A 13,585-nucleotide genomic window follows, 5' to 3' on the forward strand; every position below is an offset into this window, starting at 1 on the left:
CGGTCAGGGCTTGCGGGCCGCGACCACGAGCGAGCCGCCGAGGGTCGGCCAGCGGCGGGCGGCCCAGGTGGAGCGGAACTCGCGGCGCCGGGTCCGCCAGACGACCTGGTTCGAGCGCGGGGCCGACGGGGTGAACCCGGCCTGGCGCAGACCGGTGGCCAGCAGCGGGTAGGTGAACGGGCGGATGTGCAGGTGCAGGTACTCGTGGAACGGGTCGACCTGCCGCGGCGCGTGGCCGCGCAGGAAGCGCAGCCGGTCCTGCAGCGGCGCCAGGTTGGGCGTGGTGAGCACCAGGACGCCGCCCGGCCGCAGCACCCGGTGGCACTCGCGCAGCAGCAGGGCCGGGTCGTAGACGTGCTCGATGATCTCCCCGGCCAGCACCCCGTCGAGCGATCCGGAGCGGAACGGCAGGACCTCGCCGACGTCGAGCCGCACGGCGGGGCAGCCCGCGGCCCGGCAGGCGTCGTGGACCACGTCGCAGGCGATCGGGCGCAGGCCGCGACCGGCGATCAGGGCCGCGACCTCACCACCACCCGCGCCCAGGTCGGCGGAGAGGGAACCGGGGGGCAGGTGCTCGGCGAGCAGGTCGAGCGCGTGGTCGAGGCGCAGCCGGTGGTACGGGTCGCGCAGGTAGCCCGCGACCTCGTCACCGGAGTAGCCCCGCTGGTTGGCCGCCGTTGCCCTCGACTGCGCTCGCCGCACCCGGCCATGATCGCAGACCTGGAGGCACGCGCGTGCGGGTGAACCACATCGTCTGGGACTGGAACGGGACCCTGTTCGACGACGGCGACGCCCTGGTGCGGGCCACCATCGCCGCCTTCGCGCGCGCCGGGCTGCCCGAGGTGACCGTGACCGGCTACCAGGAGCACTTCACCCGGCCCATCACGGACTTCTACGACCGCCTGGCAGGCAAGGCCCTCTCACCGCAAGAGCAGGCCGACCTCAACGACCACTTCCAGTTCTCTTACGCCGACCTGATGGGCCGAGCCGCCCTGCACTCACAGACCGTGGCAGCGCTAACCGCGTGGCGGGACGCCGGTGGGTCCCAGTCGCTGCTGTCGATGTACCCGCACGATCGGCTGGTTGACCTACCGCAGTTCCGCGTGATCGCCCACTTCTTCGACAGAGTGGACGGCATGCGTTCCGACGAACAGCACCGCAAGGAACCCCACCTGCGCAGGCACCTGGAGTCCGTGGGGGAGCGCGGTGTGCTCGTGGTGGGTGACAGCGTCGACGACGTCCACGCGGCCACGGCGTGCGGCGTCCCCTGCCTGCTCTACCACCCGTCCAACGGCGCGCTGGTGAGCCAGACGCGGGTCGACGGGCTGCGGGTGCCGGTCGTGCGGGAGCTGCCTGACGCGGTCCGCTGGGCGCTGGCGAGCCGTGATGACGGCTGACCGGCGGTCCGCCCGGTCGCTGCGCCGGACCCTGCTGCGCTACTCGTTCGCCACGGCGTGCGCGGTCGCGCTGCTGATCAGCGTCATCCTGGTGATGCAGGACGACGACATGACCGCCGCCCAGATCTCCTCCTCGGTCGGCCTCAACCTGTTCGCCAGCGTGGTGTTCGCGCTGATGTTCGCCGCGCTGGCCAACTGGGTGCAGGACCGGCACACCCAGGACACCATCGCCGAGAGCCTGGAGGAGTTCGCCGGGCGGGTCACCGCCGACCTGGCCCGCACGAACCGGATGTTCCTGCCCGCCAAGCACTACGACGCGCTCAACCCCACCACCTCCTTCGGCGACGACTACAACCGCGACCTGACCGTGGACCTGGAGTCGACTGTCTTCTTCGCCTTCTACGGCCCCAGCGCCCGCTACGTCGCCGCCCGGCTGCTCGCCGCGCGCCACCACCCGCAGCAGATCCGGGTCGCCATGATCAACCCCGGCAACCGCCGCGCCATCAGCCGCCGCGCCGCCGACCGGCTGTCGTGGCTGCGCTCCCGGGGCCAACCCATCGAGGCGATCGAGGCCGAGCTGGAGGACGAGCTGCTGATGAACCTCGTCTCCCTCTTCGACTGCCGCAAGATCTGCCCCGTCGAGGTGCTCTACAACGACGACACCGCCGTCTACCGCTACGCCATGGTCGACCAGTCGGTCTACGTCTCCTGGTACCACAGCCCGGCTTCCGCCCGGATGGAACTGCCCGAGTCCTACCGCTTCGCCAAGGACTCCTTCCTCTACTCCACCCTGCGCATGGACCTCATGCGCAAGTTCGAGATCTCCGACCACAAGGTCCTCTTCGACGCCTCCCACACCGACACCGTCCTCATCGACCACCTCACATCCCTCACCGGCCGCGACATCACCCCCGCCGACCTCGTCCGCTGGCGCGCCGCCCAAGTCCAGGACAGCGCGTCCTTCCGCTCATACCTCACCTCCATGCGCGACAGTCTCGACCCTCCGACCCCTAACGCGGATTAAGTTGTCCACAGGCTCCCTCGCGGCGGGTTGACCCAGGACCACGACGGCGGATGTATCGCGGGTGTATGCGAAAACGCGTATGTCGGGGCAACGGGGTGTCGGGTTCACTGTGGAGGTGAAGGTCAGCTCATCGACGCGGGTGCGAGTGGTTGTCGGCCTAGGGGTCCTCGCTCTGGCGGGTCTTGTGTACGTCGTGCGCGGGCCGTTGTTCATGGCGGCGCCGATGTGCCTCGCCGGGCGGTGGAACGGGTGTCTCAGCACCGAGAACGGCGTCGTGCTGATGACGTTCGCCGGGATACCGGTGGCCGTGCTGGTCGCGTGGGTCTTGGCGCGGCGTCGGCGGCCCGCCGCTTGGCGGATGTCACTGGCCGAGGTGGGCATGGTCTACGGGACGATCCCGTGGGTGTGGATGACGTTGATGCCGGGGTCCGGTGCGGGCGTCGTCCCCGGCAGGGTGAGCCTCGTGCCGCTGCGGGACCTGGTCACGATGGGGCCGCTCGGCATCGGCGGCAACCTGCTCGTGTTCGCCGCCCTGGGGTTCTTCGCGCCGATCCGGTTCGCGGCCATGGCGTCCGTGCCCCGCGTGCTGGCGCTCGGGGCGGTGTGCTCGGTCCTGGTCGAGACCGCGCAGTACGCGTTCCAGCTCGACCGGGTGTCCTCAGTGGACGATGTGCTGCTCAACGCGGTCGGTGCGGCCTTGGCCGCCATGGCGTCGCGCCGGTGGTGGCGCGAGCCGACGCGGCCGCCGTGGAGACCGGAGCTGGTCCCCACGGCGGCGGGCGGTCACGGGGAGATCAGGTAGTCGACCTCCTTCTGCTGGGTCGGCCCGTCGTTGAGGAAGCCGGTGTGGCCGACGCCGCTCCAGACGAGGTGGCGGGAGCAGGCGATCTGGCTCGCCATGCCCGTACCCCAGACGAGCGGGGTCGCGGGGTCGTGCTCACCGCTGACGACGAGGATCGGCGGGGCGCCGCGGACCGGGGTCGGGCCCCACGGGTTCGCGGCCGGGATGGGCCAGCCCGCGCACCCCGCCTGGACGTCCCACGCCTCCACGTACCCGCGCGTCTTCGGAGCCAGCGCGCGGACGGCGGTCATCCGGCTGCGCAGGTCGCCGAAGGTGCGGATGTCGCTGGGGAAGTCGTGGCAGCCGATCACCCGGTACGCCGCCGAGCTCTCCTCGCCCGCGAAACCGGTCCGGTCCCGGATCGCCTCCGCCAGCTGCGGCCAGTACGACGGCAGGTTGAGCAGCGTGTACGCGCCGAACCCGACCTCGTCCGGGGTGGCGTCCTGCGCGCCGCCGTCCAGCAGCGCCCGGTACCGCGCCGCGACGTCCTGGCCGTGCAGCGCGCACGACGGTTCCGCGTCGCACCAGGCGACGAACCGGGTGAACACGTCCTCGGTGGACCGGGTCTCGTCGACCACCATCCGGCGGGTGCCGATCGTGTGGTCCACGGCGCCGTCGAGCACCATGGCGCGGACGCGGTCCGGGTAGAGCCCCGCGTAGGTCGCGCCGAGCAGCGACCCGTACGACAGCCCCAGCCAGTTGACCCGCGACTCGCCCAGCGCCTGCCGCAGGACGTCGATGTCGCGGGCCGCGCTGACCGTGTCCACGTGGTCGATCAGCGGCCCGGTCGCGTCCCGGCAGCCCCGCGCCACCCGGCGGTTGTAGGCCACCAGCCGGTCGAACTCCGCGCCGGTGGCGGGGAACTGCGTCACCGACGGGCTGGTCGGCGGCACCGGGCAGGTGATCGCGGGCCTGCTGTCGCCGACGCCGCGCGGGTCGAAGCCGACGATGTCGAACCGGGCGCGCAGGTCAGCCGGGAACACCTGCGCCGCGAACTCGCGCACGACCGGCGTGCCGGGACCCCCGGGGCCACCGGGGTTGAACAGCACGACCCCCAGCCGCCGGGCCTGGTCGGTCGCCCGCACCCGGCTCACCGCCACGGTGATCTTCTCGCCGCCCGGCCGCGCCCAGTCGAGCGGGACCTGGACCTCACCACACTCCGCACCCGTCCCGCATGCCCTCCACTCGATCGGCCGTACCTGTGGTCTTCCCGTGGCCTGGGCCGTCCCCATCGGTAGCAGCGCGCCGACCGCCGCTAGGGGAATGACAAGGGCCATCCATTTCCTGTGCATGCGCCGATCTTGGGTTTGTGCCGTGTGACCAGGCGTCCGTCCACAGGATGAGCGAACCCTGATACCGCGCACAGGGTGAGAACCGGGTCCGCTTCGGGTGCGGGAACGGTGTCGAACCGCACCCTTCGCGGCCCGAAAAGCCTTCAGGTCGGGGTGACTCTCGGTCGATGACAGGTCGGCAGGGACCCGATTAGGTGACTGGAGGACGGCGGTGAGCGAGACCGCGCGGTTGGCCGCCTTGCACGAGTACGCCGTCCTCGACGCACCCGCCGACGACGAGCTCTCCGCCGTCGTGCGCGTCGCCGCGCACGTCGCGGGCGTGCCCACGGCGACCCTCAACCTGCTCGACGAGCACCGGCAGTGCCAGCTGACCACGGTCGGCTTCGACGGCGCCGACTCCGCGCGCGCGGACTCGATGTGCCAGGTCGTCGTCACCACCGGCGACCCCGTGCACGTCACCGACGCCAGCCGCGACGAGCGCTTCGCCACCAGCCCGTGGGTGACCGGCGAGCTCGCCGCCGTCCGCGGCTACGCCTCCGTCCCGCTGATCACCCCCGACGGCCACGTGCTCGGCACGCTGTGCGCGTTCGACACCGAGCCGAGGTCGTTCACCGAGACCCAGGTCACCGCCCTGCAGGACCTCGCCGTCGTCGTCCTCGCGCTCTTCGAGCGCCGCAGGCAGGCCAGGGCCACCGAGGCGCTCGCCGCCGAGACCGAGGCGGCCCGCGCCCTCGCCGAGGACTACGCCAACGAGCTCGAGGCCCGCCAGGAGCTGACCGACGCGGTGCACGAGTCCATCGACGTGGCCATCGTCGCCTGCGACGAGAACGGCCGCCTCACCCTGTTCAACCGCGCCGCCCGCGAGTGGCACGGCATGGGGGCCGACCCCGGCGTCGAGCCCGAGCAGTGGCCCGCGCACTACCGGCTCTACGCCCAGGACGGCGTCACCCCGCTCGACGCCGAGCAGGTCCCGCTGCGCGTGGCGCTGCGCGACGGCTCGGTCGCCGACGTGGAGATGGTCATCACCCGCGACGGGCGCGACCCGGTCCGGGTGGTGTGCGCCGGACGGGCCCTGCACCGACCGGGCGGTACCCCGATCGGGGCCGTGGTCACCATGCGCGATGTGACCGTCGAGCGCGCCCAGCGCCAGGAACTCGCCGACCGCGAGCGTCTGCTCGCCACCATCCTCGACACCGCGCCGGACGCGGTCATCGTCGCCGACGCCAGGGGCGCGGTCACCGCGTGGAACCCGGCCGCCGAGGCGATGTTCGGCTACACCGGCGACGAGGCCGTCGGGCGGCGGCTCGACGAGCTGATCATCCCGACCGGGCTCGCGGCCGCGCACAACCGCGGCTACGCCGACCGCGCGCGCACCGGCGAGTCCCGGCTGCACGACGGCATCGTCCAGGTGCCCGCGCGCCGCCGCGACGGCAGCGGGCTGCTGGTCGAGCTGAGCCTGGCGTCGTTCACCTGGCAGGGGGAGCGCCGCTTCCACTCGTTCCTGCGCGACGTGACCGAGCGCGAGGCGGCCCGGGAGCGCTTGGCGTTGGCCAACAGCGAACTGGCGGCGGCGAACGACGAACTCGACCAGTTCACCGCCATGGTCGCGCACGACCTCAAGAGCCCGCTGACCGCGATCACCGCGTACACCGAGGTCGTCACGGAGCTGATCGACGAGCGCGGTCGCCGCGGGGACCAGGCCGCGCACAAGGCACTCTCGGCGATCTCGCGCGCCGCGGACCGGATGACCGTCATGATCGACGACCTGCTGGCGCACGCCCGCGCCTCGCACGAACCCCTCGGCCTGCGCGAGGTCGACCTCGACGGCATCGTCGACGACCTGGCGACCGAGCTCAGCGCGGGCTCCCGCCGCGTCGAGATCACCCGCGACCCGCTGCCCGCCATCCCCGGCCACCCGACCCTGCTGCGCCAGGTCATGGCGAACCTGCTGGGGAACGCGGTGAAGTACGTCGACCCCGGCGTCGAGCCGCGGGTCCACGTCGGTGCCGAGTGGACAGACGGCGCGGTCACGATCACCACCAGCGACAACGGGATCGGCATCCCGTCCGAGGCGCGCGAGCGGGTCTTCGCCCTCTACGACCGCGCCGAGGTCGCCTCCGCCTACCAGGGCACCGGCATCGGCCTGAGCACCTGCAGGCGCATCGTCGAACGCCACGGCGGCACCATCTGGGTCGAACCCGGCCGAGACGGCGGCACCCAGGTCCGCTTCACGGTGCCCGTCGCGGGCCACACCGCCCCGCCACCCCGCACCGAACGCCAACTCCGCGACCGCCGGTCCGGCCAGACCGCCCCCCGCCGATAGCTGCCGCGCTTTTCTCTACTGTGGACTGTGTGCAGCCGACGAACCCTTCGGGCACAACGAGGAAATCGCGCTCTCGGCACGGTCGAACCCCTCGACGTGATGAAGAGCACGCCCCTCCATGCCCCCGTCAACCCCGCGTCGCCACCCTCCGGCTCATGATCAACTCCCGCGGTGGGGCCCACCCTCCCGGGGTCTGAGGTCCCACGTTCGAGACTATCGGAATCGGGGACTTGTCAAGTGGGGCCGCGTGAACCTGTGGATGGCTCACGGGGTTGTGGATAAGTGGTCGGTTGCGACCGAGGGCGCGCATCGGTTGTGGTTGTGGGCTGGGGCGTGCGGCCGCTGTGAGTGGCTCGTGGGGCCTTGGCGTACAAGAGCGCGCATCGGCTGTGGCGATTGGGTATCTGCGGCTGGGGCGCGGCTGTTGCGGGTTGGTCGCGGGCGAGGCGCTCGCATGGCGCTACTTCGATCAGCCGCCGCTACGCCGATCGCGAAATCCGCGGCCGCACCACCCGGAAGCCCTCCCCAGCGCCCGCACGTTCCTTTCCGGCGCCCGCGAGTTCCATGATCAACTCGCGTGGTGGGGCCCACCCTCCCGGGGTCTGAGGTCCCACTTTCGAGACTACCGAAAACGGGGGCTTGTCAAGAGGGGCCTCGTGAACCTGTGGATGGCTCGCGGGGTTGTGGACAAGTCGTGGACGGTCGCGGGTGTGGAGGGGTCACTCCGGGGTGGGCGGGGTGATGGGGGTGCGTTCGACGTGGGTGCCGAAGAGGAGGGCGGTGGCGATCATGGCGGCGGCGAGGCCGAGGTGCAGCCAGTTGTCGGCGGTGTTGAGCGGGACGAAGTTGGCGTGGCTGTCGTGCGGGACCACCATCCCGTAGGCCCACAGTGCCAAGTAGATGGTGCCGCCGAGGAGCAGGAACTCGCGGGCGCCCTTGCTGGTGCGCGCCATGGCCATCCCGGCGGCGCCGAACGCCAGGTGGACGAGGTTGTGCAGCACCGACACCGCGAACGCGCCCAGCAGCAGCGCCCCCGAGTCGTGGCCAGCGAAGGTGATCTCCGACAGGCCCCGCGTCACGCCGGGAACGAACCCCAGCACACCGACGACCGCGAACAGGCCCGCCACGATGGCCGCGGCGGAGCGGACTGGTTGCAGGACAGTGGTATCCGAGCGCCGGTGCGGGAAGTGGTGTGCGGTGGACATCGTGACCTCCTCCGGGTCTTCCCACCGGCTACCACGCGCGGTCGGCCGCAAACCCCGGGTCACGAACGCCACCCGGCTGTGCGACGGCCTCATCCGACTGCGCGTTGTGTCGATAGCGAAGAGGTGACCACGGATGGTTTGCAGGGTGCGGAGGACCGCTCGGGTCCCCGCGCGCCCTCAGCCAGGTGGTGGACGCTCGGCCGATTGCTCGCCGTCGGCCCCACCCTCGCCGTGCTGGTCCTGCTCGTGGTCGGCGCGGGGGCGGCCGCTCTCCTGGGGCCGACCGCGACCGCTGGTGTCGCCTGGGTGTGCCTGGTCGGGGTTGTCGTCGTGACGATCGGTACGTGGTGGACGGTCCGCCAGGTCAGCACCGGAGTGCGCGCGGTCACCGAGGCTGCGGCCCGCATCGGCGCGGGTGACCCGAACGTGCGCGTGCCCGTCGTGACCGTCCCCGCGGAACTGGCCAGGATGGCCGACGCGTTGGACTCGTCCGCGGCCGCGCTGCGCACCTCCGGTGCCGCCAGGACCGCGTTCCTGGCCACCATGAGCCACGAGATCCGAACCCCGATGAACGCCGTGGTCGGTCTGACCGGCGTCCTGCTCGACACCGACCTCGACACCGTGCAGCGCGACCTCGTGCAGACCGTGCGCGACAGCGGTGCGACGTTGCTGGGCATCATCAACGACATTCTCGACTTCGCCAAGCTCGAGTCCGGGCAGTGGGGCCTGGAACAGGTCAGCTTCGGTGTGCGGGACCTGGTCGACAGCGCCACCGCGCTGGTCGCCGACGAGGCGCGCCGCAAGGGGTTGAGCACCGAGGTGGTGGTGCGGGGCGGTACCCCGACCAGGTTGGTCGGCGACCTCGCCCGCCTGCGCCAGGTGCTGGTGAACCTGCTCGACAACGCGGTGAAGTTCACCGAACACGGCCAGATCATGACGACCGTCGAACTGCACCCCGCCGCTGCGGGCCGGGTGTGGCTGCGGATCTCGGTCAGCGACACGGGTTGTGGCGTCCCCGAGGACAAGATGGCGGTGCTGTTCGTGCCGTTCCGGCAGGTCGACAGCTCCACCACCCGCACCCAGGGCGGCAGCGGCCTCGGCCTCGCGATCGGCAGGCGCCTCGCGGTCGCGATGGGCGGCGACCTCACCGTGCGCACCAGCCCGGGCGTCGGGTCGACCTTCACCTTCAGCGCCCTGCTGGACGTGGCCGCCGACCAGGCCGCCGAGCCGCGCACGGCACCGCTCACGCCGACCGGCCCGCTGCGCGTGCTGGTCGCCGAGGACAACCACATCAACCAGAAGGTCGCCCGGCTCATGCTCGCGGGCCTCGGCCACCACGTCGACACCGTTGCGAACGGACACGAAGCCGTGCAGGCCATGCACGCCGCCCCCTATGACGTTGTCCTGATGGACGTGCGGATGCCGGTCATGGACGGCCTGGACGCAACACGGGCCATCCGCGCGCAACTTCCCGTCGAACGGCAGCCGTTGATCGTGGCGCTGACCGCCAGCGCCCTCGTTGAGGACCGCGCCGCCTGCCTCGCGGCGGGGATGGACGACCACCTGGCCAAGCCCGTGCGCGTCCCCGACCTCGTCGCCGCCCTCTCCGGCGCGCAGCAGACCGAGATCACCGCGACGACCGCGACCATGGCCACGACCACCCTGGACCGGGAGACCGAGATCCGAGCGCGGCTGCTGGAGATCAGCGGCCCCAACCCGCCGCAGGAGGAACTCGACTTCCTCGCGCACCTGCTCACCTCGTACACCACCAAGACCCCGGCGGCCCTCAACGCCCTGAAGGCCGTCATCACCGCGGGCGACACCGACGCGACCGTCGTGCAGGCGCACACCCTGAAGGGCTCCGCCGCCAACATCGGCGCCTCCGGCCTGGCGGCCCTCTTCGCCACGGTCGAACAAGACGCCAAGGCAGGCCGCCTATCCCCAGACCTCACCGACATCCGCACCGAGTTCGACCACGTCGCCACCGCCTGCAAAGCCGTAGCCACCACCTTCCGCCAGCGCTAACCCATTTTCGCTGCGCACCCTCGTCCGCAACGGCCGACTTATCCACAACCCCCCAACCCATCCACAGGTTCACGAGGCCCCTCTTGACAACCGCCCGTTTTCGGTAGTCTCGAACGTGGGACCTCAGACCCCGGGAGGGTGGGCCCCACCACGCGAGTTGATCATGGAATTCGCGGGCGGTGGCGAGAGTTTCTGGGCTGGGCGGCGCCGGATTTCGCGGTCGGCGTAGCGGCCGTCGATCGGTCTGGCGCGGTGTGGTCGTGGATTCGCGGTCGGCGTAGCGGGTGGGTGACTGGTGCGGCGGCCTCCTTGCGGTGTCGCCGGGAGGGCGGTCGGGTACGCGTGGAGTCGGGTTCTGCGACTGGACTGACGACGGAAGGGTGGGGGCGTTGCGCGGGAGCGTGCTGTTCGTGACGTTGGCGGGGGCCGGGCACATCAATCCGACTGTGCCGGTGGTGGCGGAGTTGGGGCGTCGTGGGCATCGGGTGCGGTATGCCAGCGGGGAGGTGGTGGCCGGGGTGGAGCGGGTGCCGTTGCCGCCGCTGCCGTTGTTCGTGCCGCCAGGTGGGGAGTTGGTCGACATCCTCGGGGCCTGGTTCCTGCACTACTTCGCCGCGAATAGTGCCGTGTACCCGGTGTTGCGGGAGCACATCGCGGCTGAGCGGCCGGATGTCGTGTGTTACGACGCGACCAACTGGCCCGCGCGGGTGATCGCCGCCGAGTTCGGTGTTCCCGCTGTGCGGTTGGTCCCGCACCTGGCTTCCAACGCTCACTTCGCCCTCGAGCGCGGCCTCCCCGACGACCACCCGGCAGCGCTCGCCCTGGCGCGCCGGTGCGCCTCGTTCGCCGGAGCCCACGGCATCGATCTCGACCCCAGCACCCTGTACGACGTGGTGGACGAGGTGAACCTGGTCTTCCTCCCGCGCGAGTTCCAGCCCGCGGGTGACACCTTCGACGACCGCTTCCGGTTCGTCGGACCGACTGTGCGGCAGTCGGATGAGCCGTGGTCGCCGCCGTCGGACAAGGTGCTCTACGTAGCTCTCGGCTCCGTGCTGACCGACGTCGCGCTCTACCGCCAGTGCGTCGAGGCGTTCGCGGGCACCGACTGGCACCTCGCCATCACCACCGGCGGCGCCGACCTCGGCCCGCTACCCCCGAACGTCGACGCCCGCCCGTACTTCCCCCAGTTGTCCGTCCTGCGCCACGCCAGCGCCTTCCTCACCCACGCGGGCATGAACTCCACCATGGAGGCCCTCAGCCACGGCGTCCCGCTGATCACCTCACCCCGGCTCCCCGAGCAGGTCGTCAACGCCGCCAGGATCCACGAACTCGGCTTGGGCGTCCCCCTCGCCGACCCCATCCACGACACCGTCACCGCCGTCGTGGCCGACCGGACCACCCGCGCCAACCTCGCCGCGATGCGTCAGGTCATCCACCGGACCGGCGGCGCTACCCAAGCCGCGAACGAGATCGAAGCCAGGATGCGCCCGGCGCTGAGCTGAGCAGCCCCAAGCCGCAGTCAGCCGTGGGAGAGACGCGATTCGACGCGGTCCGCGACCGCCTGGAGGTATGGGCCGCGGACCGGGTGGGCGAGAGCGTTGGCTGATGTGGGGCCGTGGCGCGTCAGCATCTCGGTCAGGCGGGCGGAGAGTGGAACCAGAGTGCCGCAGGGGTCGGTGGTTTGGTCGGCATGAGTGAGGGCGTCCGACAAGGGGTCGTCGATGTGGCGGTAAGGCGCGAGGAGATGGGTGAGCCCGAGGACGTCGGCGGTGAAGCGGGCGCCGGAGTGGTGGGCGACCAAGGCGCAGAGGCGGGGCGGCCAGGTCAGCCGGGTGAGGTGGATGGCGCCGTCGAGGGGGTGGAAGCCGGTGTCGGGGACGGCGTAGCCGATGTCGTGGAGCCAGGCGGCGGCCACCAGGGTGTCGCGGTCGGCGTCCGGGACCGCGGACGCGAGGTGTTCGGCGCGGTGGGCGACGCCGATGGTGTGCTTCCAGCGGTCGCCGAGGGGCGACAGCAGGGTCGCGGCGAGTTCGACCGCGTGGACCACCAGCGCCTGCACGGGTCCAGGGTGCCCAGCGCGCCGGGCCGGAACGGGGCGTGATCATGAACCTGGGTGGCCGCGACCGTGAACCGTGGGTGGCGTCAGTGGGTCGGCGTGCGCTGACTCAGCGGTCGTCGAGCAGCTTGCGCAGGATCTCCTCGTCGCCCTTGGTGAGGCTGGAGACGAACCGGGTCAGCACCGAGGTGTGGTCGGCCTCGGCGTCGAGCAGCCTGCTCATCCGCCAGGCCACCAGCGCCGACGGGTCGGTGACGGCGAGGTAGCGGAACGCGCGGCCGGAGCGCTCGCGGGTGACCGCCTTCTTCTCGTGCAGCCGGGTCAGGGTGGTGACGACCGCGCTGTAGGACAACGCCCCCGACGGGTCGAGCCGGTCGAGCACCTCGCCGGGGGACAGCGGCTGCCCCGCCTCGACCAGGGTGCGCAACACCTGGGCGGCGAGCTCTCCCGGTCTGCGCCGCCCGGCCGGTTTCTCGTCGTCTTCGCCGTGCACACGCGCATGCTAATACGCCTACCTGCGCCAATGGACTTACCGGTGGCGCAGGAACAGCAAGCCCTGAGCGAAATCCGGCGTCCGTCCCGTCCGGCCCTGGCAGCCTGGAGGTATGGAACTGGGGTTCGGGGGAGAGGTAGCCGACTTCTACGACCGGTACCGGCGTGGGTATCCGGGCGAGGTGGTCGACGCTGTCGTGCGGGCGTTCGGCCTGACCGGTGCGGACGTCGTGGTCGACCTCGGGTGTGGCACGGGGCAGTTAGCCCTACCTCTCGCCGCCAGGGTTCGCGCCGTGGTTGGGGTCGACCCGGAGCCGGACATGCTGACCCGCGCCGCCGCCCACGGTGTGCCTAACGCGACCTGGGTGCTCGGCAAGGACAGTGACCTGCCCGCGCTAAGAGCCGTCACCGGTCCGGTAGCGGCGGTGACCGTTGGGCAGGCGCTGCACTGGATGGACCACGAGGTCCTCTTCCGCGAGATCGCCGCGACGGTCCGCCCCGGCGGCGGGATCGCGATCGTCACCAACGGCACCCCGTTGTGGCTACAGGACTCGGACTGGTCCCGCGCGTTGCGCGAGGTGCTCGAACAGTGGTTCACCACCAAACTCGTCGCCACCTGTGGGACAGACGAGGCCAGCCAACAGCGCTACGCGTCGGCTCTATCTGCGGCAGGCCTAACCGTCAGCCGGTCCGCGGTCACCTATACCGGCGAGTTGACGCTGCCTGACATCGTCGGCGGTATCTACTCGGCCTTACCCGTGCACCGCCTGCCGACGCAGGAGAACCGCGCGCTGCTCGAGTGCCGGATCGACAAGGCGTTGACCGGGCTCGGGCCGTTTCCCGAGGTGGTGCAGGTGACCACCCTGGTCGGGCACCTGAACGGCTGAGCGAGCCGCCCCCTGCTGGCGGTTGACCCCCACAGCGCCGCGC

Annotated in this window: 12 protein-coding genes; 7 read left to right on the forward strand and 5 right to left on the reverse strand. The window is 71.4% G+C overall.

The genetic code is table 11. The features are described 5' to 3' along the window. Window positions 1–3: 3 nt before the first annotated feature. Window positions 4–702: a class I SAM-dependent methyltransferase gene (locus LV79_RS21655; protein ID WP_253839968.1), complete on the reverse strand. Its 699-nt coding sequence runs from the start codon at window positions 700–702 to the stop codon at window positions 4–6. A 32-nt stretch (window positions 703–734) separates the two neighbouring features. On the opposite strand from LV79_RS21655, the gene LV79_RS21660 reads away from it, so the two are divergent. From LV79_RS21660 to LV79_RS21670, 3 genes are all read left to right on the forward strand, one after another. Continuing rightward, window positions 735–1,397 carry an HAD family hydrolase gene (locus LV79_RS21660; protein ID WP_253839970.1) on the forward strand — a complete coding sequence of 221 codons (663 nt, stop codon included), beginning with the start codon at window positions 735–737 and terminating at the stop codon, window positions 1,395–1,397. Then, window positions 1,387–2,421, forward strand: coding sequence for a hypothetical protein (locus LV79_RS21665; RefSeq protein ID WP_253839971.1), 1,035 nt, complete (start codon window positions 1,387–1,389; stop codon window positions 2,419–2,421). The genes LV79_RS21660 and LV79_RS21665 overlap by 11 nt, the downstream gene beginning before the upstream one ends. A gap of 115 nt (window positions 2,422–2,536) precedes the next feature. Continuing rightward, window positions 2,537–3,223, forward strand: a complete 687-nt coding sequence (locus LV79_RS21670; protein ID WP_253839973.1) for a VanZ family protein — start codon at window positions 2,537–2,539, stop codon at window positions 3,221–3,223. Here LV79_RS21670 and LV79_RS21675 read toward each other — a convergent pair. Further along, entirely contained in the window at window positions 3,205–4,554 is a 1,350-nt protein-coding gene (locus LV79_RS21675) for an alpha/beta hydrolase (protein WP_253839976.1), read from the reverse strand. The genes LV79_RS21670 and LV79_RS21675 overlap by 19 nt on opposite strands. A gap of 211 nt (window positions 4,555–4,765) precedes the next feature. On the opposite strand from LV79_RS21675, the gene LV79_RS21680 reads away from it, so the two are divergent. Beyond that, window positions 4,766–6,877, forward strand: a complete 2,112-nt coding sequence (locus tag LV79_RS21680; RefSeq protein ID WP_253839978.1) for a PAS domain S-box protein — start codon at window positions 4,766–4,768, stop codon at window positions 6,875–6,877. A 719-nt stretch (window positions 6,878–7,596) separates the two neighbouring features. Here LV79_RS21680 and LV79_RS21685 read toward each other — a convergent pair. After that, complete coding sequence (locus LV79_RS21685; RefSeq protein WP_253839980.1) at window positions 7,597–8,082, reverse strand: DUF4383 domain-containing protein; 486 nt, start codon at window positions 8,080–8,082, stop codon at window positions 7,597–7,599. Window positions 8,083–8,205: 123 nt separating this feature from the next. Here LV79_RS21685 and LV79_RS21690 point away from each other — a divergent pair, with 123 nt between their 5' ends. Then, complete coding sequence (locus LV79_RS21690) at window positions 8,206–10,107, forward strand: ATP-binding protein (protein WP_253839987.1); 1,902 nt, start codon at window positions 8,206–8,208, stop codon at window positions 10,105–10,107. A gap of 389 nt (window positions 10,108–10,496) precedes the next feature. Continuing rightward, a complete protein-coding gene (locus LV79_RS21695) occupies window positions 10,497–11,609 on the forward strand; it encodes a nucleotide disphospho-sugar-binding domain-containing protein (protein WP_253839989.1) in 1,113 nt (370 codons plus the stop codon). 17 nt (window positions 11,610–11,626) lie between these two features. Here LV79_RS21695 and LV79_RS21700 read toward each other — a convergent pair whose 3' ends face one another. Both LV79_RS21700 and LV79_RS21705 read right to left on the reverse strand, forming a co-directional pair. Beyond that, on the reverse strand, window positions 11,627–12,166 hold the full coding sequence (locus LV79_RS21700; RefSeq protein ID WP_253840003.1) for an HD domain-containing protein: 540 nt from the start codon (window positions 12,164–12,166) through the stop codon (window positions 11,627–11,629). Window positions 12,167–12,272: 106 nt separating this feature from the next. Then, the gene (locus LV79_RS21705; RefSeq protein ID WP_253840011.1) at window positions 12,273–12,656 is read right to left on the reverse strand and encodes a BlaI/MecI/CopY family transcriptional regulator; all 384 of its coding nucleotides are present in this window, start codon (window positions 12,654–12,656) and stop codon (window positions 12,273–12,275) included. Window positions 12,657–12,768: 112 nt separating this feature from the next. Between LV79_RS21705 and LV79_RS21710 the strand changes: the two genes are divergently transcribed. Continuing rightward, entirely contained in the window at window positions 12,769–13,542 is a 774-nt protein-coding gene (locus tag LV79_RS21710) for a class I SAM-dependent methyltransferase (RefSeq protein WP_253840013.1), read from the forward strand. Window positions 13,543–13,585 lie beyond the last annotated feature (43 nt).

This window comes from Actinokineospora globicatena, assembly GCF_024171945.1.
Taxonomy (GTDB): domain Bacteria; phylum Actinomycetota; class Actinomycetes; order Mycobacteriales; family Pseudonocardiaceae; genus Actinokineospora; species Actinokineospora globicatena.

What these genes read in the sequence shown, in the direction of transcription:
- LV79_RS21675 (WP_253839976.1), bottom strand. Translation starts at nt 4,554, where the DNA reads ATGCACAGGAAATGGATGGCCCTTGTCATTCCCCTAGCGGCGGTCGGC.
- LV79_RS21710 (WP_253840013.1), top strand. Translation starts at nt 12,769, where the DNA reads ATGGAACTGGGGTTCGGGGGAGAGGTAGCCGACTTCTACGACCGGTAC.
- LV79_RS21665 (WP_253839971.1), top strand. Translation starts at nt 1,387, where the DNA reads ATGACGGCTGACCGGCGGTCCGCCCGGTCGCTGCGCCGGACCCTGCTG.
- LV79_RS21685 (WP_253839980.1), bottom strand. Translation starts at nt 8,082, where the DNA reads ATGTCCACCGCACACCACTTCCCGCACCGGCGCTCGGATACCACTGTC.